The following is a 20,443-nucleotide window of genomic DNA, read 5'->3' on the forward strand; positions in this document are numbered from 1 at the left end:
TGACCAGTGACATCGAGTGGTCCCTCCTCTTGATCGGATTCCCACCGACCAGTGTGGTCTCTGGCAGGTCACTTTGGTGGGAGGAGGAAGATGAGTCTCATGACCGACAACGTTCCTACAGTGCCGATTCGTGACGCGATGATCCGACTCGGGCAGTTCCTCAAACTCGCGAACCTGATCGAGTCGGGGGCCGAGGCGAAGGAAGTGATTGCCGACGGTCTGGTGTCGGTGAACGGTGAAGTGGAAGAGCGGCGCGGCCGGCAGTTGCACAACGGTGACGTGGTCGAGATCGGCGGGATGGTTGCCAAGGTGGAAGCACCCGCCTGATCTCGACCGGTTTCTCGGTTACTTCTCGCGAACTACGACGCCGTCCTGGTCGCTGTAGACGATGTCGCCGGGGTTGAAGGTGACGCCGCCGATCTCGACGGGCACGTTCTTCGCACCGGATCCGGTCTGCGTGCTCTTGCGTGGATTGGTGCCGAGTGCTTTGACGCCGATGTCGAGGGTGCGCAGGATCGCCGAATCGCGAACGGCACCGTTGACGATGACACCAGCCCAGCCGTTGTCGACACCGCGTCCGGCGATGATGTCGCCGACCAGTGCCGTGTGGATGCTCGCGGCACCGTCGACGACGAGGACGCCGCCGTTGCCCGGTTCGCTGAGCGTCTGCTTGACGAGCAGATTGTCCTGGAAGCACGTGATGGTGGTGATGGGGCCTGCGAACACCTCGCGGCCACCGAACTGGATGAACTGCGTGTCGCAGCTGCGGATGTCGGGTCCGATTTCGTCGGCAAGGTCAGCGGTGGCTACGGGCTCGGTCATGTTCGACAGGATAACCGGATGGTTCAGGCTTGGGCGCGCCCGTCGGTGTCGAGGTGTCGGACCGGGCAACCGCGCGGGAACGTGCCGAGTTCCTCGACCCGGTAGCCGCCGGGATAGCTGCGGATGTTGGGCAGTTGGCGGGCGAATTTGGGTGTGGTCCTGGCGGGGAAGAAGCGCAGTACCCGAGCGCGGGCTTTCAGGGCACCGCGCGAGAGAAACTGCATTGCTTTGGACGGATGGTGGTACCCGAACGCGTCCAGCAGTGGATCGTCCATGAGTGAGAAGGAGAATTTCCTGATCAGCGCCTTGGGCGCGTAGTTGTTCGGCGGAAAGGTGCACATCAGGTCGAGCGTGGAGTCGGCGACGGCGCGGGCTCCGCGGTCGTAGGCGAAGTGATCCCGCTCGTAGGTGTCGAGGAACGTCGCGAACTCGTCGAAGGTCTGCGGGGTGTCCTTGATGTTCATGTGACGCCCGAGTCGGCGGTAGTAGTTGGTCGATCCGGTGATCTCGTTGGCGGTCATCTTCCGCCAGCCGTACTGGTCGAGCCAGCGGACGGGTGTGACCACGAAGGTCGACAACACGTAGAGCATGTCGTCGTTGGAGATGTCGTAGCTGCCGTGCATCTGATTCATCCGGCGCACGCTCTTGCGCCCTTCGGTGCTGCTCAAGCCGTGCTCGAGGATGGCGTCGAGGATCAGGCTGGTGTCGTCGTAGCGTTTTTGGACTTGGCGGGTGAACTGCCCGGTCTCGTAGAGCAACTTGCCGATCGACGGCACGGCATAGGTGCGGAACAGTGCGAAACTCAGAGCCTGGTTGATGTCCCAGGGGAATTCCTGCGCGGCGAGAAGGCGTGACATTTCCTCGTAGTCCGTCTCGGGATCGAGTCGATCGGTGCGATCACGGATGTCGTAGCGCTTCATGGAATAGCTCCTCGAGATTTCGAAGTGTGAGCTGCACCACCGACCATAGTTCTGACAACATGCGTTGTCCAGCCATTCGGTGGGTCCGGTTGTTCGGTGATGCAGCTCCACATCTCAACTGGTACGCAGCGCCCGCCGCAGGATTTTCCCGGTGACCGTTTTGGGAAGCTCGTCGACCAGTTCCACGGCTCGCGGGTACTTGTACGCCGCCATTCGCTCCTTGCAGTGCTCGATCAGTTCCGCCTCGGTGGCCGCTGCCCCCGCGATCAGGCTGACGAACGCCTTGACGGTCTCGCCGCGGTACTCGTCGGGGACGCCCACGACGGCCGCTTCGCGCACGGCCGGATGTTCGGCCAGAACGTCTTCGACTTCGCGTGGCCACACTTTGTAACCGGAGGCGATGATCATGTCCTTCTTGCGGTCGACGACGAAGAACCAGCCTGCCTCGTTCATGAACCCGACGTCGCCGGTGTGGAACCAACCGTCGCGAATCGCCGAGGCGCTCTCGTTCGGCTTGTTCCAGTAACCGCGCACGACCTGCGGACCACGGACGACGAGCTCGCCGACTTCACCGATCGGGAGGATGTTGCCGTCCTCGTCCTCGACACGCACGTCGGTGTTCGGTACCGGAACCCCGACGGACAGCGCCCCGGAGGTGGGGTCGACGGGTGTGTCGGCGCCCAATGGAACGGCGTGCGTCGGCGAGGTGGTCTCGGTGAGACCGTAGATGTTGTGCAGCGCAACACCTGTCATGGCACGGACGGCTTGTGCTGCCGTCGGCGAGATGGGGGCACCGCCGGAGTAGAGCAGCCGTAGCGACGCGAAGTCCTCCGGTGAACACCCCGGGGTGTTCAAGAGTGCGGTGAACGCGGTGATCGCGCCGATCGTGAAGGTGGGGCGGTGTTCTCGTATGGCGTCGAACACCACGTCCGGCTGGAAACGGTATGTCAACACCAACGGTAGTCGCGCCAGTGCCGATACGGCGACGTGCCCGATCAGGCCGGTGATGTGGAACAGCGGCGCGACTGCGAGCACGTCGTCGCCGTCGCCGAGTCCCATCCAGTCCCGGTACACCTGGGCGTTGAACGTCATGTTGCCGTGCGAGGTCATCGCTCCCTTCGGTGGGCCGGTGGTTCCGGAGGTGTAGGTGAGCACCGCGATGTCGTCCGAATCCAGTTCGGTGGTCACCGGTTCGCCGCCGGAGTGGGTCTCGATCACCGTCGCGAGGTCTTCGGTGCCGGATTCACTTCTCTCGATGCCGCTGAAAACCCTTTTGTCGTACCGACTTTGGTATTCGAGTTCGGATGTGGTGATCACGCGTGTCACCGGGGAATCGGCGACGACGTTCTGCCCGACCGAGTCGTGGAGTCCTTCGAGTGCGATCAGTACGGTGGCCCCGGAATCCTCGAGTTGGTAGCTCAGTTCCCGTTCGCGGCTCATGGGGTTGATCGAGACGGCAACGCCGCCGGCTTTCCAGATTCCGAACAGCGCGAGGACGAATTGCGGGACGTTCTGCAGGAACAGGGCAACTCGATCGCCCTTCTGCAGCCCACCGCTCACCAGTGCTCTGGCCACGGCGTCACTGAGTCGGTTCACGTCGGCGTAGCTGAGCTCACCGTCGAAATACTTCACGGCGGCCGCGGCCGGGTCGGCTCGGACGGTGGCGGCCAGGATCTCGAGCATCGTCGAATACTCGACCTCGAGGTTTCGGGGAACACCGCCACGGTACAGCGATACCCAGGGGCGCTCGCCGTACGTCATTTGACGACGACCGGGTTGACGGGTGACCCACTCGCCTTGGACACCTTGAGCGGTGCGGCGACGTACAGGAAGGTGTACTGGCCGTCGGCCGCGCAGTCCGCGGCCAATTTCTCGAGGTCGCAGATCTCGGTGAAGGCCACGCCGAGATTGCGCATCAGGGCGTTGTGAAGTACCAGTGCCACACCGTTTTCGGGGTCGGTGGTGACCTCGTTGGCAATCGTGTCGGTGACCAGGTTGGGGATCTCCATGTCCTGGAACCACTGAACCAGTTCCGGGCTGTAGATCAGGCCGGGTTCGCAGAAGCCTTCGTAGAACGCGTCGCCCTGATCGAAGAACAGCTTGAGGAAGTTGGTGCGGATGACGAGGATGTCGCGCTTGTCGATGGTGACGCCCTGTGCGGCCGCGCATGCGAGAAGGTCCTCGTGCGTGAAGGTTTCGGCTTTCTCGAGGTTGTCCTTGCCGCGGAACTTCGCCATGTCGAGCAGCACGGCACGGCCGACGACCCCGCGGTCGGCGATGGGTTCGACACTGGCCTTGTCCAGGCCACCGACAGTGGTGTCGGCGGAGAATCCGTTCCAGAGTGTGCCGTCTTACCAGACGTGTCCGAGCGCGTCGTACTGTGTCGAGCCCTGAAGGAACGCGTTGATCTTGTCGTCCGCGTAGTGCAGGCCGCCGGGGAAGTTGGGGGCGTCGTCGCCGTCCCAACTGCTTTCGTCGAGGATCTGGGTGCGTTCGGCGGGGGCGCGGCCGGGCCAGACGGGATCGCCCTTGGGGTCGCCGATCAGTCGTTGCAACGTGAACACCGAACCCTGCTTGACGGACCCGACTCCGCGCAGTACCTGGGCGGCGTCGAGGTAGTTCAACGAACCGACCTCGTCGGCTTCGCCCCACTTACCCCAGTTCGTGGGTGCGTTGCGTAGAAGTTCTCCAAGGTAGGGCGCTTCGGTCATGTTCGGCGGTCCTCTCACTGAGTGCCGAGCGATCGATCGCCCGGCACCTCTCGATGTGACCTACATCATGTTCTCACAGATAAGCAGTAGTCAACCGGTTCGAGGATTGCCGTGGTCCTGGCGGTGCCCATTTTTCGATGTTCAGAAAAACTGAACACTCGATCAGCGGCCGTGGCGCTTCTCGTAGTCCTCACGAGTGCGGTCGGCGCGCTGTTGAGCCTTCGCGCCCAACAGTTCGGGATCGAGGCCGTGGCTGAGCAGTCGATGCCTGCGGTAGATGTTGCCGAGCGCTACGGCGAAGTACAGCAGTGGAATTGCCAGCAGTGCGATCATGGCCAGCGGAATCCACACCGGACCTGGAATCAGGAGGAAGAGCAGCAGGACCAAGGTGATGGGAAGCGTGAAGCGGATGACGTATCGAACCTGCGCCCCTGGCCCCACCAGATCGTTGCGCACCCAGTCCTGCAGTGAATCGGGGAGCGTGCCTCCCAAGAGGTACCTGCAGTACTGCGGAAAGCTCGGGCGAGCGGATTCTGCCATGGCCTACAGCCTAACGGGACGCCTCGTGTCACACGTCGGCCACCAGCGCTGCGACGGTACGTAGAACTGCTGCTCGGCGCACATCGACGTTCCGGCTCGGGTCGACGGCATCGAGTGTTTCGCTCGGTTGCGAAGCCCACATGCGGGCGATCGCCTGGACTGCGAGGACGAGGGTGGGCGCGTCGACTAGCGTCGACAACGTGCCGGCCTGCTGGGCTTCGGTGAGCGCGGCGATCTTCTCGCGCACGGCGTGGGTGATCGGGCTGGATTCCCTGGAATCCTCGTGTTCGAGTTGATACCAGGTGACGAATCGATCGATCTCGGGATTGGCTGTGATCGCGTCGTAGAGGCGGGCCGCGTACCCGGGGAGGTCCTGCGGGGTGATGGGAATCTGATCGACGGTGTCTGCGGTGATGTCGTCGACGACCGCGTCGAACAGTCCTTCCTTGTTTCCGAAATAGGTGTAGACCAGGCCGGCGCTGCACTGCGCGCGTTCGGCGATGGCCTCGATACGGGATCCGGCTATTCCGCGGGCGGCGAACTCCGACAGCGCGGCGTCGAGTAGTTGGCGCTTCTTGCTTTCGGGGTTACGGACTCTCATGTGACCCATGTTAATTATCGACCGATTGAAAACCCGCTGGAGCGGGCGTAGCGTTTTTATTGAACATTTTTTCATTACGAAAGGTATTGCAATGGTAAAGGTTTGGTTTGTCACGGGTAGCTCGCGTGGTCTCGGTCGCGCCATCGTCGAGAACGCTCTCGCTGCCGGGGACCGGGTGGCGGCGACGGCGCGGACGCCGAAGCAGCTCGCCGACCTGGTCGAGCGCTACGGAGAGTCGGTCCTGCCGTTGGGGCTGGACGTGACGGATCCGCAGGCCGTGGCGGCTGCGGTGCAGGCTGCCGTGTCGAGGTTCGGGCGTCTCGACGTCGTGGTCAACAACGCCGGATACGGTGATACGGCTGCCATCGAAGATGCAACACTGGAAGACTTTCGCGCGCAGATCGACACCAACTTCTACGGCGTGGTGTACGTGAGCAAGGCCGTGCTTCCGATTCTGCGCGAACAGGGTTCGGGTCACATCGTGCAGGTGTCCTCGCTCGGTGGGCGCATCGCCACCCCAGGGCTCGGCGCCTATCAGAGTGCCAAATGGGCCGTCGGCGGCTTCTCCTCGGTCCTGGCGCAAGAGGTTGCGCCCTTCGGCGTGAAGGTGACCGTGTTGGAGCCGGGCGGTATGCGAACCGACTGGGCCGGCTCGTCGATGACCATCCCGACGATCAGTGAGCCTTACGAACCGACGGTCGGCGCTGTCGCGCAGATGCTCCGTGCTGCAACCGATTCCGGTCTTCTCGCGGTTGGCCCCGAGAATGTGGCGGCATTGGTGCGAACGCTCGTGGAGCTGCCGGAACCGCCGGTCCGTCTGCTTGTCGGAGCCGACGCGGTGGACTACGGCGCCGCCACGGCTACGCAGCTCGCGGAATCGGATGCGACCTGGCGTGAGCTCTCCGTCTCCGTCGTCGACGCCGAGTGACGACTGCACGCGCGCTACGAGGTGACCGGTCCCTGGAAGGTGCGGCGATAGGTACTCGGTGAGACGCCCAGCGCCTCGTGAAGGTGCTGACGCATGGACGTGGCGGTTCCGAAACCTGTTCGGGCGGCGACGATGTCGATGGACAGATCGGAGCTCTCGAGTAGCTCGCGGGCCCGGTCGACGCGGCGGTTGGTGAGCCAACGGGAAGGTGTCGTGCCCACCTCGTCACGGAACCGTCGGCTGAAGGTGCGCACGCTCATGTTGGCCTGAGTGGCCAGCTCGCTCAGCGTGATCGGATCGTGCAGGTTCTCCAGAGCCCACATGCGGGCAGTTGCAGTCGATTCCGAGGTTTTGGCGGCCAACGGGCGGTGAATGTACTGGGCTTGTCCACCGTCGCGCCACGGCGGTACGACGCAGCGCCGGGCGACGGTGTTGGCTACGTCCGTGCCGTGATCGCGGCGCACGATATGCAGGCAGAGGTCGACACCCGCGGCGACTCCGGCCGAGGTGAGAATGTTTCCTTCGTCGACGAACAGGACGTCGGGGTCGACTTTCACCTTGGGGTACACCCGCTGGAAGTGATCGGAGTTGCGCCAATGCGTGGTGGCGCGCAACCCGTCGAGCAGGCCTGCGGCGGCCAGGATGTAGGAGCCGGTGCAGATCGAGACCATGCGGGTGCCGGGCCGGATCAGCTCGAAGGCGGCCGCGAGCTCGGGGGAGAGGTGGCCGTCTTCGAACGCCGGGCCGAGCTCGTGCGACGCCGGCAGGACGACGGTGTCGGCGGTGGCGAGCAGCTCGCTCCCGTGCTCGACCGAAATGCTGAAGTCGGCATCGGTGCGGACGGGTTTGCCGTCGATGGTGCAGGTGCGAATGTCGTAGAGGGGGCGGCCGAGGGCGTCGAAGGCACGCCCGAAGATCCGGGCAGGTATGCCGAGTTCGAAGGGGATTACCCCGTCGAGTGCCAGGACCACGACACGATGCGGATCGTTCGGTGTCGAATTCGGTTTCGAGTCACCAGTCATGGCCTGATTCTTTCATATATTGGCGATCCGGCCACTGTTGATCGCGGATCGGGATCGGCAGACTTACCTGGTGACTTCAGAGACCGCATTGCCGAACACGGATTCGGCCCGTAACTCCGCGCCTCGATTCCACCGCGCGTGGGCGGTGGCGATTGTGACGTTCCTGGCGTTGGTCGGTGCCGCCGCGTTCCGGGCGGCACCGTCGGTGCTCATCGATCCACTGCACGACGATTTCGGTTGGTCGCGAGCGACCATCTCGGCGTCGGTGTCGGTCAATCTGATCTTGTACGGGCTCACGGCGCCGTTCGCCGCCGCCTTGATGGAACGGTTCGGTATCCGCAAGGTGGTCACTGCGGCGCTGGTGCTGATCTCCCTGGGTAGTGGGCTCACGATCTTCATGACCTCGAGTTGGCAGCTCATCCTGCTCTGGGGTGTGTTCGTCGGTCTCGGGACCGGATCGATGGCGTTGGCATTCGTCGCGACCGTCGTCGATCGGTGGTTCGTCGGTAAGCGCGGTCTGGTGACCGGCATCCTGACCGCGGGCGGCGCGGCCGGGCAGTTGGTGTTCTTGCCGGTCCTGGCGAAGCTCGCCGAGGTCTACGACTGGAAGAGCGTCGCGTTCACGGTCGCCTTCGCGGCCCTGGCCGTCGTGCCGTTCGTCCTGCTCTTCCTGCGGAACTATCCGTCCGACGTGGGTACGACGCCGTACGGCGCGCCGGCCGACTACGTTGCTCCGGCGGTGCACGTCAACGGCCGGGGTGGGGCTGCGGGTCGGGCGCTCTCCGTCCTGTCGAAGGCTGCTCGAACGAAGGTGTTCTGGCTGCTGGCGATCACTTTCGCTATCTGCGGCGCGAGCACGAACGGCCTGGTGGGTACGCATTTCGTGCCGGCGGCTCACGATCACGGCATGCCGGTCACCACGGCGGCCTCGCTGCTCGCGGTGGTCGGCATCTTCGACATCGTCGGCACCATTGCGTCCGGTTGGTTCACCGACCGCATGGACTCACGCAAGCTGCTCGCGTTCTATTACCTCTTTCGTGGGATCTCGCTGCTGTTCCTGCCGCTGCTGCTCGCCAACACCGTGCATCCTCCGATGCTTGCCTTCGTCATCTTCTACGGCCTGGACTGGGTGGCGACGGTACCGCCGACGGTCGCACTGTGCCGTAAGCATTTCGGTGCCGACGCGCCCATCGTGTTCGGCTGGGTGCTGGCCTCGCATCAGATCGGCGCTGGTGTGGTCGCATTCTTGGCCGGTCTGGTTCGCGATCAGATCGGGTCCTACAACGCGGCCTTTCTGGTGGCAGGCGGCCTGTGTGGGATTGCCGCGGTGTTGTCCTTGATGATCGCGGCCCGGCCGAAACCCGAGTTGTCGGAGAGTTCGATCTGATCAGGCACTGTGATCGATGCCACCGACGGGGTAGGTTATGTGTAACTCCAAGAACTACTCACCAGTAGGGGTAACGATATGCCAGCTCCGTCCACAGCGACTTTCTCGCGGCTCGCCGAACTGATCGCCATCGACAATGTCGCCGATCGCCCGACGAAGTCCATCACCGAGGTCTTCACCGGCAAAGAGCTGGCGACGATACCGGTCGGCACCGCCGCCGACGCGCTCGCGGCCATTTCCCGTGCCCGCGTCGCGCAAAAGGAATGGGCGAAGCGGCCCGTCCTCGAGCGCGCCGCTGTCTTCCATCGTTACCGCGACCTGATTCTCGAGAACCGCGACGCCTTGATGGACATGGCGCAAGCGGAGACCGGCAAGTCGCGAGCGGCCGCGCAGGAGGAAGTTCTCGACATCTCGATGACGGCACGGCACTATGCCCGCGTCGCCCCGAAGTTGCTGCGTCCGCGTCGAGTGTCCGGGATGCTTCCGGGTCTGACCAAGACTGTCGTGCGCTATCAGCCCAAGGGTGTCGTCGGTGTCATCTCGCCGTGGAACTATCCGATGACCCTCGCTGTCTCCGATGCGATCGCCGCGCTCCTGGCCGGCAACGCCGTCGTCCTCAAGCCGGACAGCCAGACGCCGTACTGCGCCCTCGCGTGTGTGGAACTGCTGTACAAGGCGGGTTTGCCGCGCGATCTGTTCGCCGTGGTTCCGGGGCCGGGTTCGGTGGTGGGCACCGCACTGGTCGAGAACACCGACTACCTCATGTTCACCGGATCCACTGCCACCGGTCAGCTCCTGGCCGAGCAGGCCGGACGCCGGTTGATCGGCTTCTCCGCCGAACTCGGTGGCAAGAACCCGATGATCGTCGCGGCGGGCGCGGATCTGCGCGAGGTCACCGATGCTGCGGTACGCGCCTGCTTTTCCAACTCGGGCCAGTTGTGCATCTCGATCGAGCGCATTTACGTCGAGGAATCCATCGCACCGGAGTTCACCCGGATGTTCGGCGAGCGCGTGAAGAAGATGAGTCTTGCGGCGGGGTACGAGTTCGGGGTCGAGATGGGCAGTTTGGTGTCCGAGGCTCAGGTGAAGGCCATCTCGTCGCATGTCGACGACGCGGTGGTCAAGGGTGCGACGGTGATAGCCGGCGGCAAGGCCCGCCCGGACATCGGACCGCTGTTCTACGAGCCGACGCTGCTGACCGGGGTTCCCGAAGACGCCGAGTGCTACCGCGACGAGACGTTCGGTCCGCTGGTCTCGATCTACCCGGTCAAGGATGTGGAGGAGGCCATCGCGCAGGCGAACGACACCGAATACGGCCTCAATGCCAGCGTCTGGGCGGGAAGTAAGGCCGCAGGTGAAGCGATCGCGGCACGGATTCATGCCGGTACCGTCAACGTCGACGAGGGCTACGCACCCACGTGGGGGAGTACAGCGGCACCGATGGGTGGCATGGGAGTTTCCGGCGTGGGTCGTCGTCACGGGGCGGAGGGCCTGATCAAGTACACCGAGCCGCAGACGGTTGCCACTACTCGCGTGATGAATCTCGGCGGCCCACGAGGTGTTCCGGCCAAGGCTTGGGCCAAGCTGATGCCTCATGCCATCAAGATCATGTCCTGGGTGCCGGGTCGGTAGTCGGTGGACCGTTCGTTCGCGTACATCGAGTCCGTTCCCGCTCTGGTGTGGAACCTGATCTCCGACATCGAGGGGATGGGCCGATTCAGTCCCGAGAACACCGGCGGCAGATGGACTTCCGGTACACCGGGCACTGTCGGCGCAAAGTTCAAGGGAACCAACCGACACGGTCTGATCCGGTGGAACACACACTGCACGGTGGTCGAGTCGGTGCCGGGGCAGCGCTTCGCCTTCGATTCGGACGAGCCGAAAGCGCGCTGGACGTACATCGTGGAACCGTCGGGCATCGGAACGCTTCTGACCGAGACCCGTGAAATCTACGCCAGGCCCGCCCTGTACGTGCGGCTGCTGTCCGGAAGCGGCCTGCTCGGTCGCGATCGGGATGCTCTGATGCAGTCCGGAATGGATACCACGCTGACTCGGATCAAGGCGTTTCTCGAGAGTTAGCGTGGATGTGGGAGGTGGGGCTGCACTCGGTACGGGTGCAGCTCCTTTTTTTCAGAGGGTCTTGCTTTCGAGCTATTGTCGATATATCGTCGATACGTCAACAAAACAACAACTGTCCAGGAGGACACCATGTACGCACCACATCACCATCCCGAAATGCACGAACATCCTCGCCGTGAGCACGGACCCAGGAGAGGACGCGGACCGCACGGTCGTCGCGGTCTCGGCCGGCCCGAATTCACCGAAGCCGGCGCAACGCTACGTCCGGCAACAGGTCTGCTGCGCGGCGCCGTCGCCGCGGTTGCGGCCGGCGGCAGCCCGGAGCAGGTAGCCAAGGCCGAGGCGATCATCGCCGAGGCGCGGCGCGCATTGTTCGAACTGCTGGCCGAGAAGCCGGCCGAGAAGCCGGCTCAGCAGTGACACCGGCGCTCAGGCGTCGACGGTGACCTCGTCGTTCATACCCGACACGTGACCGTCGGCGCCCTCTCTCCAGTAACCCACGACGTTATGTCTGTCGCGAGCCATTCCGCGAATTTCCCTCAGATGCTTACGAATACGGCGGCTCGTTGCGCTCTCGCACGCCACCCACGCGTACGTGTCATCCGCATCGAGATTCGGGAAGTCCATCGTCTTCACCGCATCGAAGAGTGCGCTCGGCGAGCTGCCGAGACCGCTCCCCACGAGCCACGAGTACGTGACTTGACCGCGAGTGGTGAACTCCTGCCGATCTTCTTCCGCTTCGATCTCGATGATCGCATGTGCGACATCGCCTTCGCGGAGTTCCTCGACGATTCTGCCGAGACCGGGCAAGCCGGTGGCGTCGGCAACGAGTAGTTGTCGACGCGGACCGCTCGGTGACTGGTAGTGCGAGCGCGAGCTTTCCGACCAGAAGACTCCGAGCAGGTGGCCCGGCTCGGCGCGCATCGCCCAATCCGCCGCGAGTCCCCCCGGGTGTACGACGAAGTCGATGTCCAGACGTCGACCCCCGTCGTGCACCTTGCGGACCGTGTAGTGCCGCCACGGCGGCTCGGTCCCGAGATCTGCTCTGCCGTAATCGGGATGGTTGAAGAACTCGTAGTCGGCTTCCGTCTCACCAGGTTTCGGGAAAGCGAGGTCGATACGTTCGTCGCCCTGACCACCGGCAGGCCAGTTCCAGTCGCCTTCCGCTTCGATGCTGATACGACGCATGTGCGGGGTCAGTGAGACGGCGGAGACGACGCGGGCGGGCTCGCAGAAAGACATGGTTCGACCCTACGACTTCGGCGTATCGCAGTGGGGACAGATCCTGTCGCAACGCGGTCACTGCGGTAGTGCGTCGAACACTGTGATCGGGGGGAGTTGTCCCTCGTACTTCTCCACCTGGACGAGAGCGCTGTGTGCGCTCGGTCCCTGGGCGAGCCGCGAGGTTCCCCGGTCGGCGGTGAGCACGTTCGGATTACCGTGTACATCGAGCCCCCCGGGGGTCACGGGGTCGTACCATGCGCCGGTGGACAGCCGCACCACCGAGCGTCGGAGGGTGTTCGTCAACCGTGCGCCGGCAAGGACCTGTCCTCGATCGTTGAATACCCGCACCACGTCGCCGTCCGCTATCGAGCGGTCGGCGGCGTCGTCGGTATTGATGTGGATCGGCTCTCGCCCGCGTACCTTCCCGGCGCGTGAGTGCGACCCGTTGTCGAATTGTGAATGGAGTCTGCGGTCGGGTTGTCCGGAGAGCAGATGCAAAGGATAGGTGTGAGCAGCGTTCGAGCCCAACCATTCTCGAGGTTCGAACCACGCCGGGTGGCCGAGGCAGTCGTCGTAGCCGAACGAGTCGATGGTCTCGGAGAAAATCTCCACTCGGCCGGACGGCGTCGCGACGGGGTGCGCCGCGGGGTCCTGTCGGAGCAGCCGCAACGGTCCGTCCACGGTGGGTATCGGTGGCACCGGAACCACGCCGCGTCGACGCAACTCGTCCCAGTCGGGGATGGGGTGCCCCGCGTCGGCGGCGCGTTGTCTGGTCTGCCGGTACAGCTCGATCACCCATTCGTCCGCAGTGCGATTCTCGGTGAAGGCGGCGCCGAATCCGAGGCGCGCGGCGACGCCGGCGAAGATCTCGTAGTCGGTGCGTACACCTGGGGGTGGCTCGGCGGCTTTCACGATCGCGGACAGGTGATCGTCCGCCCCGGCGGCGAAGTCGTTGCGTTCGAGCCATGTTGCGGCCGGAAGAACGATATCGGCATGGCGTGCAAGTGAATTGGCGAAGTGTTCGTGAACGACTATCGTCTCCGGCCGCTGCCAGGCCCGGACGAGTCGATTGAGATCCTGGTGGTGGTGAAACGGATTCCCGCCTGCCCAGTAGACCAACCGAGTGTCCGGGAAGGTGTATTTCCCGCCGTCGTAGTCGAAAGTGCCACCGGGGTTTTCCAGCATCTCGGTGATACGTGCAACGGGAATGAACGAGTCGATCGGTCGGATACCCTGATCGAATGCGGCGGGCTTGAATCCGTTCGCGGGGACGCCGAGTTGGTGTAGAGCTCCCAGCGCACAGCCGAATCCGCCGCCGGGAAGTCCGAGATTGCCGGTCAGGGCGGCCAAGGTCAATGCCATCCAGGGAGCCTGCTCACCGTGGTCGGCTCGCTGCAAGGAGTACGACGTGGTGAACACAGTTCTCCGGCCGACGGTTTTACGTGCCAGTTCGCTGATGGCCGTTGCGGGCACTCCCGAGATCTGCGCGGCCCAGTGCGGTGTTTTCGGTACGCCGTCGCTGCGGCCGAGCAGGTAGTCCTCGAATCGGGGCCAGCCGACGGTGTGGCGGTCGAGGAAGTCCCGATCGTGGTGACCGGAGACGACCAGCTCGTACGCCAGCGCGAGCATGACCGCCACATCCGTGCCGGGAACGATGGACAGCCATCGGGCATCGAGATCGTGATGAGCGTCGCCCGAGGCGGGGGACACCAGGACGAACTCTGCGCCCGCCCGCCGGGCAGTCACCTGATCGGCGAGGTTGCGGTGCACCCCGATTCCGCCGCCGTTGACCGCGCTGTTCCGCGCTGCCATCCCGCCGAATGCGATCACCAGACTGCGATGGTGGCCGACTTCCTCCCAGGTCGGGTTGGAGGCCAGTACACCCGCGTATCCGCCTGCGACTCGGCGAAGAATCACCTGCATCGCAGCAGAGGAGTACGACTCCACCGATGCGGTGTATCCACCGGCCAGGTTGAGGAACCGGTGAATCTGTGACTGCGGGTGATGGAAACGTCCGGCCGATCCCCAACCGTAGGATCCGCCGAAGATCGCCGAGTTTCCGTGTTCGGTACGTACCCGGTCGATTTCACCGGCTACCAGATCCGATGCGGTATCCCAGTCGACCGCGACGTACGGGTCGTCGCCGCGCACGGACAAGCCACGACGAGTATCGCCTGGTCCGTGTCGAAGGTAGCCGCGCCGCACCAGCGGCGTGGTCAGTCGCGACGGTGCGGCAAGTGTCGACGGCACCCCCAACCCGATCGACGACGGATCGCCGTCGATCGGGTTGGGCCGAAATCCGACGATCGTGTTGCCGTCGGATCGTGCGAGGTACGTGCCGAAATGCCCTGCGGTGGGTACTTCGCGGATTTCTGGCGGTTGGGTGTCGGTCATCGCGGTAGCTAGCTCTCGATCCACGCGTCCACGTACGACGGCCACCACGGAGCCTGGAACGAGAGGCCGTGGACCTTGGGTCCGGCGGCCTGCGTCTGGCTGCCCTCGGTCGCGGGGAACGCGTAACCCTTCTCGACGATGATGCGCTGGATTTCCGCCGTCTGCTGGTTTCGCTTGTCCGGATCGAGTTCTCGGCTCTGCGCTGCGAGAAGATCCTGCAACTGCGGGTCGTAATCCTTGGTGAAGAACTGGCTGTAGCCCGGCGCGAAGGACGAGACCAGGACGTCGGGGTCGGGCCGAGTCAGGTTGCCGTACAGCAACTGCCAGTTTCCGGCGTTGCGGTTGGTGGTCAATTCGCCTGCACTGACCTGATCGATTCGAAGGTCGACGCCGATCTTCTTCAGTTCCTGCTGAGCGAGTTCGTGCAGCGGCTTGTCGCTCGACGCACTGAACTGGATGCCGACCGAGAGCTTCTGGCCGTCCTTCTCACGAATCCCGTCGCCGCCGGGTATCCATCCGGCGCTGTCGAGAATCTGCTTCGCCTTGTCGGGGTTGTAGGCGAGACCGGCACTCAGATCGGTGAAATTGGGATGCGTGGTCGACAGGATGCTGGTGGGCACCTTCTGGTACTCGTCGAAGACGGTGTCGTGGATCTCGTTTCGATCGATACCCACTTGGATCGCCTTTCGGACCGCTTCGTCGCCGAGGACGGGATCCTTCACGTTCGCGTAGTAGGTGTAGACGACGCCGGCCGAGGAGCGGGACACGATGTCGAAGCCCTGAGCCTTGATGTTCTCGGAGTCGTTCGACGGGACGGTGGTCGCTACCTGAATCTGATCACTGAGGAGGGCTCCGGTGCGGACGCCGTTCTCCGGAAGGATCTGGAAGGTGATCCCGTCGAGGTATGCGGCTCCTTTGTGAGCATTCTTCGGCGACGACCATTGGTAGTCGTCACGCCGCTCGACCTCGATTTTCTGGTCCTGAACGACATTGCTGATCACGAAGGGGCCACTGCCGATGACACCTTGGGCGAGTCGTTCCTCGGGCGTCTTGGTGTTGATGGTCTCCGGTGCGATGATCCCGAGGGGTTTCTCGGACAATGCTTGCAGGAAACCGGCTTTGGGGTTTTCGAAGGTGACCTTGATGGTGCGTGGGTCGACGACGGTAGAGCCCTGGTATCCCTGAAGGTAGGCCGACGACTGGAATGCGCGACCCTGCTTGCCCAGTTCGACCACGTTGTCGAAGTTCAGCTTGACGGCGTCGGCATCGAACTTTTCCCCGTTACTGAAGGTGACGCCGTCCTTGAGGTGGAAGACGTAGGATTTGCCGTCCGGGGAGACCTCCCAGGATTCCGCGAGCCACGGCACCACCTCGCCGGTGTCCGGGAGTTGCTCGGTCAGATTGTCCACCACCTCGACGTTGGTGAAGTTGCAGCCGGAGGTCTGGGCCTTGTCCAGCCCGCAGGGCGCGATGATTCCGACGGTGATGTGGCCACCGGATCTCGGTTCCGCGGAAGATGATCCGCCGGAATCCGAGGCGGAGCTGCAACTCGCAGCGACGGCGGTGGCGGCAAAGACCGCGAGGATGGACAGTCCTCGTTTCATGAGCTTCTCTGTTCTGTCTACGTGAGGTGAAGGTGACCGAGCGATAGTCAACGTACTGGTAATCGCGAAATCACGTGGAGTTAGAAGAGCGCTGATTCAAACCCTTCACCACAGGCCCGAGACGAACCTAAGGTCGAACGGTATGACAGCCACGTTGAACACCTACGAGCTACGCCGCGCCGGGACTGCGTTCGGAGCCGAGATCGACGGCATCGACTTGAGTTCTCCAGTCTCCGAATCGGTTCGAGAGTCCTTGGTCCGTGATTTTCGTGAGCACAAGGTGCTCGTTTTTCGCGGGCAGAACCTGACGCCGGATCAACAGGTCGAAGCGGTGCGAATCTTCGACGAACCGTTCGATCATCCGACCGCTCTTCGGCACGAAGCGAATCCCTTGGTCTACCCGTACGACGTGAGGTCCACGGGCAAAGCGAGTACCTGGCATATCGGCGGGTTGTGGCGAAACCCACCTTTTTCGATCGAATCCCTGGTTTTCGAAGAGGTTTCGGAACTCGGCGGTAATACCTTGTGGGCGGATCTGCAGGCAGCGTACGACGATTTGTCCGAGCCGTACAAGGCGCTGCTCGAGGGGGTGTCGGCGGTCTACGATTCGGACGCCCGCCACTATGCGCAAGGCGCCGAGAGGGGCAAGATCGAAACCACGATCGAACACCCGCTCGTGCGTCTCGATCGCAATGGACGTAAGGGCCTGTTCATCAGCAGCAGCGCCTCGAGACTGACCGGCCTACCGGAGTCCGAGGGCAGGTCGGTTCTCGCATTCCTGCTGGCGCACGCGTCCTCACCCCAGTACACCATCAGGTTCGGCTGGAAAGCCGGAGACTTCGTGCTCTGGAACAACCTGGCGACGTGGCACTACGCCATCGACGACTACGGCACCGGTCCCCGTCGCTATCGGAAGGTGTTGGCCGTCGAGCCCGAGTGAGACGAGCCCGAGTGAGAAGTGGATAGAACCGAGTTCACCGACTCGGGGACAGCGGGGAGAGGCTGCTCTCACCCCGCTGTTTCCGTGTGTCCGACGGTCTCGAACCTCGCCCTCCGCGTGGAGAGCGACGGATTTGCTCGATGCGGTGGATGATCGTCGAACTGCTCCTTCTCCCGTGACGCCGGACCTCGCACGTTCAGTCCGGACGGGTCATGTACGTCGAGGCGCAGACGGCTCGTCGGCGACTTCGTCCTCGTCGTCGGGGCGGGAAGTCAACCGCTGATTTGCTGGGAAGCTAGACTGTTCTCGACTTCGGGCAACATGAGAGGACGTGTTATGGAACGCCGCCGCAATGTTGCGCAGCCGACAAAATCGTTGATCGCCGATCTGGAGCAGATGCCGGCCCTGATCCTTCTGGACAGGTTGCCGGTACCAGTGATGGCAGTTCACCGGGACGGCAGCATTGTTTTCGCCAATCCATCCTTTGCGGACATGTTGGGTTATCCCACAAAAGACGTTTCAGCACTTCGTTTGCAGGACATCCTGTACGACAAGGACGCCGACGACGTGAGTGCGGAGCAAGCTCATCGTGAGCTGAGTTCGGAACCGGGCGCGATCAAGGAGTTCGTACACGCCGACAGCACCTTGGTGCGCGCAACGGTCAGTCAGTCCTTGTTGCGACGCGACGACGACACCATCACGCTGGCGGTTTTGCACGATCTGACGGAGCGGTTGTGGAACAATCCGCGGCACGCTCTGGACAAGAACGGATAGCCCGCCACCGCTCAGGGTCTGGTCCTGACCGTTCGATTCAGACCCAGCGTCTCGGCGAGGGTGGTGACCACCCACTCCTCGTAGCGCTTACCCGACCAATCGGACTCGACCACCAGGTCGGTATAGGTTTCGGGACTCGACAGCGTCAAGGCGACGTTCACTGCTGTGTCGAGATCGACGAACGGCGCTTTTTCCACGAGGCCGAGCATGAGGTGCTCCTGCACGGTTCGTCGTTGAGAGCGATTGATTTGCCACAGCTGCGCCGCGTCGTCGTCGGCCGATGCCGCGGCGCGTAGAGCGAGCAGAATGTCGGCGGTCCGTTCGAGGATGAGTCGACCGTGGTGGACTTGAATTCGAAGTTGTCCCAATGGGTGCGGCGAGCCCAATGCAGCGGCCACCCACGGGCGGTCGAGTGTCGGAGTCTTCTCCTGATCGCCGGCAACGGACACGTCGATCAGGGCCGAGAGCACGCTGGGCTTGTTGCCGAAGACGAAGTACACGCTCTGTACCGAGACGCCTGCGGCTGCAGCGAGTTGTTTGATGGTGACGGCTGCGTATCCGGGATTCACGAACAGGCCGCGCGCGGCTTCGATGATCTTGTGCCTGGCCGACGTATCTCCGGAATGCGGGTCGCTCATGTCTGTAGTCTAACTCTAGAGTGAAGCTCTAGCGACGTGGGGACGTGACGATGAAGGTATTGGTTCTCGGTGGTTACGGCGCCGTCGGAATTCACCTGACGGAACTGTTGGCGAAAGATCCTCGGGTGTTCGCAGATGCCGCCGGCCGTGATCGCGCCCGCGCCGACGTCGTCGTCGACCTTACCGATGTGGATGCGTACTCGGCCCTGGTGCCCGGCTACGACGTCGTGGTCAATGCATCGGGGTTCGAAGACGTGCGACTGGCGCAGGGTGCGGTCCGCGGCGGCGCGAGTTTCGTCGAGATTTCGGCCACCACGTCGTACTGTGACGCGTTGGAGAGCGTCGACGGGCCGGTGCTCGTCGGTGTCGGGTTGGCTCCGGGTCTGACGAGTGTGCTTGCCGCGCAAGCGCACAGCGAGGGTAACGGTCCGGTGGACATCGTGATCGGCCTCGGTGGTGGTGAATTGCACGGGCCGGCCGCAACGGCGTGGACGTACTCGAAGCTCGGAACGCACTTCCGCGACCCGGACGGCAGGTCGGTCCGAAACTACACCGGCGCCAAGATGTTTCCAATACCCGGCGTGGTGCCGGGATATCGAACCGGCCCGGCGGTGCGGGCGGACTTCTCCGATCAGCACGCGCTGACCCGAGACCTCGGTGTTGCGGTGCGGACGTATCTTCGCCTTGACACGTCTTCGGCAACAATGGGTTTGGCTGCGATGACGTGGGCGCCGTTTCTGCAGAAGGTGGTGCCGGGGAGGATGTGGGGTTCTGATCGTTGGATCGCCCTGGCTCGCAGCGCATCCGGATCGCAGGTGTGGGCAACGGGACGGGGTCAGTCGCGGGCCACCGCCGCGGTCACCGCGCACGCGGTACGGGTGATCGGGGAGAACCCGATCACCCGTCCCACATGGCTGCACACCGTCACCACCGCGGATGCGGTGCGAGGTGTGCTACCTACCGAAAGGTCGTGACCCGGTCCACATCCTGATCCGGACGCTTCTCGCCGGCGTCGATCGCGAAATCCACGTGGTTCTCGCGCGGCACCAGTGGGCACGTGACGAAGTTCGTGAATGCGCACGGGAGCGCCACGAGATAGTTGAAGTCGACGAAGTCGATGCGCTCACCGGCCTCGTCGGCCCACTCGAGATTGACCACGCGGCCTGCGCCGTAGGTTTCGTTGCCGCTGGTGAGATCACGAACATGCGCCACGGGTGTCACCCCCTGCGCCGAGTCCTTGCCGATGATCGTGAGGTCGTACGTCGATCCACCGTGTTCGAAGGCAATCGTGCCGATCCAGGTGGTGGTCTCCCGCACTCCGGGTTCGACGGTGACGGCCTGGACGTCGTCGCGCGGTGTGGGGGTGAATGTCACCGGAATACGCCAGTTGGGGTTGTAGTCGAAAGCCGACAGCCCGGAGAAGTCCTTCGAGGCGGACACGCGGGGATCACGGACGCGGACCGCGAAGATCGGCGAGCCGGAATCGGTTGTCCGGTCGATGGTCTCGACCTCGAGATCGCCGAAGTAGACGGCAACGCTCTTGCCGTGGCCGAACGACTGGTTGCGACCGTGGACGATCTCCACCGGTGTCCGCTGGTGTTCTCCGTTCACCGAGAGCGTCGGTCCGTCCGCCGGCGGTGTGAAGATGACGGCGCCGTTCTCCACCGACCACGTGCCGGGGAGAAGGTCCAATTCGCGTGGCGCAGAGCCTTCCTCGAGCCAGTGCTGGGCAACCAGAGAAGTCCAACCGTAGGGGCGCGTCAACTCGGCGACCCTCGCGTGACGCCATTCACGCCATTGTCCCTCGAGGTGTTCGACTACGGGCATGAAAATTCCTTTCCGGAAAGCTGGTTGCGTGG

Annotated in this window: 20 protein-coding genes and 1 pseudogene; 9 read left to right on the forward strand and 12 right to left on the reverse strand. The window is 63.5% G+C overall.

Annotated features, from left to right (window positions below):
• Positions 1–99: 99 nt before the first annotated feature.
• Entirely contained in the window at positions 100–327 is a 228-nt protein-coding gene (locus tag ABH922_RS23795) for an RNA-binding S4 domain-containing protein (protein WP_424809767.1), read from the forward strand.
• An 18-nt stretch (positions 328–345) separates the two neighbouring features.
• Here ABH922_RS23795 and rraA read toward each other — a convergent pair whose 3' ends face one another.
• The 6 genes and pseudogenes from rraA to ABH922_RS23825 all read right to left on the reverse strand — a co-directional run bounded on the left by rraA (position 346) and on the right by ABH922_RS23825 (position 5,594).
• On the reverse strand, positions 346–822 hold the full coding sequence (gene rraA / locus ABH922_RS23800) for a ribonuclease E activity regulator RraA (RefSeq protein WP_424809277.1): 477 nt from the start codon (positions 820–822) through the stop codon (positions 346–348).
• A 23-nt stretch (positions 823–845) separates the two neighbouring features.
• Positions 846–1,742: an oxygenase MpaB family protein gene (locus ABH922_RS23805; protein ID WP_424809278.1), complete on the reverse strand. Its 897-nt coding sequence runs from the start codon at positions 1,740–1,742 to the stop codon at positions 846–848.
• A gap of 114 nt (positions 1,743–1,856) precedes the next feature.
• The gene (locus ABH922_RS23810; RefSeq protein WP_424809279.1) at positions 1,857–3,503 is read right to left on the reverse strand and encodes a long-chain-fatty-acid--CoA ligase; all 1,647 of its coding nucleotides are present in this window, start codon (positions 3,501–3,503) and stop codon (positions 1,857–1,859) included.
• Positions 3,500–4,453 (reverse strand): annotated as a pseudogene (locus tag ABH922_RS23815) (cyclase family protein). Before ABH922_RS23815 ends, ABH922_RS23810 begins: the two are co-directional and overlap by 4 nt.
• A gap of 162 nt (positions 4,454–4,615) precedes the next feature.
• Positions 4,616–4,993, reverse strand: coding sequence for a DUF5313 family protein (locus ABH922_RS23820; protein WP_424809280.1), 378 nt, complete (start codon positions 4,991–4,993; stop codon positions 4,616–4,618).
• Positions 4,994–5,021: 28 nt separating this feature from the next.
• The gene (locus tag ABH922_RS23825; protein WP_424809281.1) at positions 5,022–5,594 is read right to left on the reverse strand and encodes a TetR family transcriptional regulator; all 573 of its coding nucleotides are present in this window, start codon (positions 5,592–5,594) and stop codon (positions 5,022–5,024) included.
• A gap of 91 nt (positions 5,595–5,685) precedes the next feature.
• Here ABH922_RS23825 and ABH922_RS23830 point away from each other — a divergent pair, with 91 nt between their 5' ends.
• Positions 5,686–6,522, forward strand: coding sequence for an SDR family NAD(P)-dependent oxidoreductase (locus ABH922_RS23830; protein WP_424809282.1), 837 nt, complete (start codon positions 5,686–5,688; stop codon positions 6,520–6,522).
• A 14-nt stretch (positions 6,523–6,536) separates the two neighbouring features.
• On the opposite strand, the gene ABH922_RS23835 is transcribed toward ABH922_RS23830, so the two are convergent.
• Positions 6,537–7,544 carry a GlxA family transcriptional regulator gene (locus ABH922_RS23835; protein ID WP_424809283.1) on the reverse strand — a complete coding sequence of 336 codons (1,008 nt, stop codon included), beginning with the start codon at positions 7,542–7,544 and terminating at the stop codon, positions 6,537–6,539.
• Positions 7,545–7,614: 70 nt separating this feature from the next.
• Here ABH922_RS23835 and ABH922_RS23840 point away from each other — a divergent pair, with 70 nt between their 5' ends.
• From ABH922_RS23840 to ABH922_RS23855, 4 genes are all read left to right on the forward strand, one after another.
• Complete coding sequence (locus tag ABH922_RS23840) at positions 7,615–8,931, forward strand: MFS transporter (protein WP_424809284.1); 1,317 nt, start codon at positions 7,615–7,617, stop codon at positions 8,929–8,931.
• Positions 8,932–9,009: 78 nt separating this feature from the next.
• Positions 9,010–10,563, forward strand: coding sequence for a succinic semialdehyde dehydrogenase (locus ABH922_RS23845; protein WP_424809285.1), 1,554 nt, complete (start codon positions 9,010–9,012; stop codon positions 10,561–10,563).
• A gap of 3 nt (positions 10,564–10,566) precedes the next feature.
• Positions 10,567–11,010: an SRPBCC family protein gene (locus ABH922_RS23850; protein WP_424809286.1), complete on the forward strand. Its 444-nt coding sequence runs from the start codon at positions 10,567–10,569 to the stop codon at positions 11,008–11,010.
• A 129-nt stretch (positions 11,011–11,139) separates the two neighbouring features.
• Positions 11,140–11,430: a hypothetical protein gene (locus ABH922_RS23855; RefSeq protein ID WP_424809287.1), complete on the forward strand. Its 291-nt coding sequence runs from the start codon at positions 11,140–11,142 to the stop codon at positions 11,428–11,430.
• A gap of 9 nt (positions 11,431–11,439) precedes the next feature.
• Here ABH922_RS23855 and ABH922_RS23860 read toward each other — a convergent pair whose 3' ends face one another.
• Genes ABH922_RS23860 through ABH922_RS23870 form a run of 3 tightly spaced genes read right to left on the reverse strand, consistent with a single transcriptional unit; the run spans position 11,440 to position 16,232 of the window.
• Complete coding sequence (locus tag ABH922_RS23860; RefSeq protein ID WP_424809288.1) at positions 11,440–12,252, reverse strand: siderophore-interacting protein; 813 nt, start codon at positions 12,250–12,252, stop codon at positions 11,440–11,442.
• Positions 12,253–12,309: 57 nt separating this feature from the next.
• Positions 12,310–14,628 (reverse strand): molybdopterin-dependent oxidoreductase, encoded by a 2,319-nt coding sequence (locus tag ABH922_RS23865; RefSeq protein WP_424809289.1) that lies wholly within the window; start codon positions 14,626–14,628, stop codon positions 12,310–12,312.
• Positions 14,629–14,636: 8 nt separating this feature from the next.
• Complete coding sequence (locus tag ABH922_RS23870; RefSeq protein ID WP_424809290.1) at positions 14,637–16,232, reverse strand: ABC transporter substrate-binding protein; 1,596 nt, start codon at positions 16,230–16,232, stop codon at positions 14,637–14,639.
• 142 nt (positions 16,233–16,374) lie between these two features.
• Here ABH922_RS23870 and ABH922_RS23875 point away from each other — a divergent pair, with 142 nt between their 5' ends.
• Both ABH922_RS23875 and ABH922_RS23880 read left to right on the forward strand, forming a co-directional pair.
• Complete coding sequence (locus tag ABH922_RS23875; protein ID WP_424809291.1) at positions 16,375–17,172, forward strand: TauD/TfdA dioxygenase family protein; 798 nt, start codon at positions 16,375–16,377, stop codon at positions 17,170–17,172.
• Positions 17,173–17,508: 336 nt separating this feature from the next.
• The gene (locus ABH922_RS23880) at positions 17,509–17,946 is read left to right on the forward strand and encodes a PAS domain S-box protein (protein ID WP_424809292.1); all 438 of its coding nucleotides are present in this window, start codon (positions 17,509–17,511) and stop codon (positions 17,944–17,946) included.
• 11 nt (positions 17,947–17,957) lie between these two features.
• On the opposite strand, the gene ABH922_RS23885 is transcribed toward ABH922_RS23880, so the two are convergent.
• On the reverse strand, positions 17,958–18,584 hold the full coding sequence (locus ABH922_RS23885) for a TetR/AcrR family transcriptional regulator (protein ID WP_424809293.1): 627 nt from the start codon (positions 18,582–18,584) through the stop codon (positions 17,958–17,960).
• Between the two features lie 50 nt (positions 18,585–18,634).
• Here ABH922_RS23885 and ABH922_RS23890 point away from each other — a divergent pair, with 50 nt between their 5' ends.
• A complete protein-coding gene (locus tag ABH922_RS23890) occupies positions 18,635–19,558 on the forward strand; it encodes a hypothetical protein (RefSeq protein ID WP_424809294.1) in 924 nt (307 codons plus the stop codon).
• On the opposite strand, the gene ABH922_RS23895 is transcribed toward ABH922_RS23890, so the two are convergent.
• On the reverse strand, positions 19,542–20,411 hold the full coding sequence (locus ABH922_RS23895; RefSeq protein WP_424809295.1) for a DUF1684 domain-containing protein: 870 nt from the start codon (positions 20,409–20,411) through the stop codon (positions 19,542–19,544). The two genes, ABH922_RS23890 and ABH922_RS23895, sit on opposite strands and share 17 nt — an antisense overlap.
• Positions 20,412–20,443: the final 32 nt, after the last annotated feature.

Source organism: Rhodococcus sp. 27YEA15 (genome assembly GCF_049739425.1).
Taxonomy (GTDB): domain Bacteria; phylum Actinomycetota; class Actinomycetes; order Mycobacteriales; family Mycobacteriaceae; genus Rhodococcus_F.

Excerpts from the sequence above, each read along its gene's own strand:
- ABH922_RS23830 (WP_424809282.1), top strand. The coding sequence starts at position 5,686 with ATGGTAAAGGTTTGGTTTGTCACGGGTAGCTCGCGTGGTCTCGGTCGC.
- ABH922_RS23860 (WP_424809288.1), bottom strand. The coding sequence starts at position 12,252 with ATGTCTTTCTGCGAGCCCGCCCGCGTCGTCTCCGCCGTCTCACTGACC.
- ABH922_RS23835 (WP_424809283.1), bottom strand. The coding sequence starts at position 7,544 with ATGACTGGTGACTCGAAACCGAATTCGACACCGAACGATCCGCATCGT.
- ABH922_RS23795 (WP_424809767.1), top strand. The coding sequence starts at position 100 with ATGACCGACAACGTTCCTACAGTGCCGATTCGTGACGCGATGATCCGA.
- ABH922_RS23875 (WP_424809291.1), top strand. The coding sequence starts at position 16,375 with ATGACAGCCACGTTGAACACCTACGAGCTACGCCGCGCCGGGACTGCG.
- rraA (WP_424809277.1), bottom strand. The coding sequence starts at position 822 with ATGACCGAGCCCGTAGCCACCGCTGACCTTGCCGACGAAATCGGACCC.
- ABH922_RS23880 (WP_424809292.1), top strand. The coding sequence starts at position 17,509 with ATGGAACGCCGCCGCAATGTTGCGCAGCCGACAAAATCGTTGATCGCC.
- ABH922_RS23845 (WP_424809285.1), top strand. The coding sequence starts at position 9,010 with ATGCCAGCTCCGTCCACAGCGACTTTCTCGCGGCTCGCCGAACTGATC.
- ABH922_RS23820 (WP_424809280.1), bottom strand. The coding sequence starts at position 4,993 with ATGGCAGAATCCGCTCGCCCGAGCTTTCCGCAGTACTGCAGGTACCTC.
- ABH922_RS23870 (WP_424809290.1), bottom strand. The coding sequence starts at position 16,232 with ATGAAACGAGGACTGTCCATCCTCGCGGTCTTTGCCGCCACCGCCGTC.
- ABH922_RS23865 (WP_424809289.1), bottom strand. The coding sequence starts at position 14,628 with ATGACCGACACCCAACCGCCAGAAATCCGCGAAGTACCCACCGCAGGG.
- ABH922_RS23885 (WP_424809293.1), bottom strand. The coding sequence starts at position 18,584 with ATGAGCGACCCGCATTCCGGAGATACGTCGGCCAGGCACAAGATCATC.
- ABH922_RS23810 (WP_424809279.1), bottom strand. The coding sequence starts at position 3,503 with ATGACGTACGGCGAGCGCCCCTGGGTATCGCTGTACCGTGGCGGTGTT.
- ABH922_RS23855 (WP_424809287.1), top strand. The coding sequence starts at position 11,140 with ATGTACGCACCACATCACCATCCCGAAATGCACGAACATCCTCGCCGT.
- ABH922_RS23805 (WP_424809278.1), bottom strand. The coding sequence starts at position 1,742 with ATGAAGCGCTACGACATCCGTGATCGCACCGATCGACTCGATCCCGAG.
- ABH922_RS23895 (WP_424809295.1), bottom strand. The coding sequence starts at position 20,411 with ATGCCCGTAGTCGAACACCTCGAGGGACAATGGCGTGAATGGCGTCAC.
- ABH922_RS23890 (WP_424809294.1), top strand. The coding sequence starts at position 18,635 with ATGAAGGTATTGGTTCTCGGTGGTTACGGCGCCGTCGGAATTCACCTG.
- ABH922_RS23825 (WP_424809281.1), bottom strand. The coding sequence starts at position 5,594 with ATGAGAGTCCGTAACCCCGAAAGCAAGAAGCGCCAACTACTCGACGCC.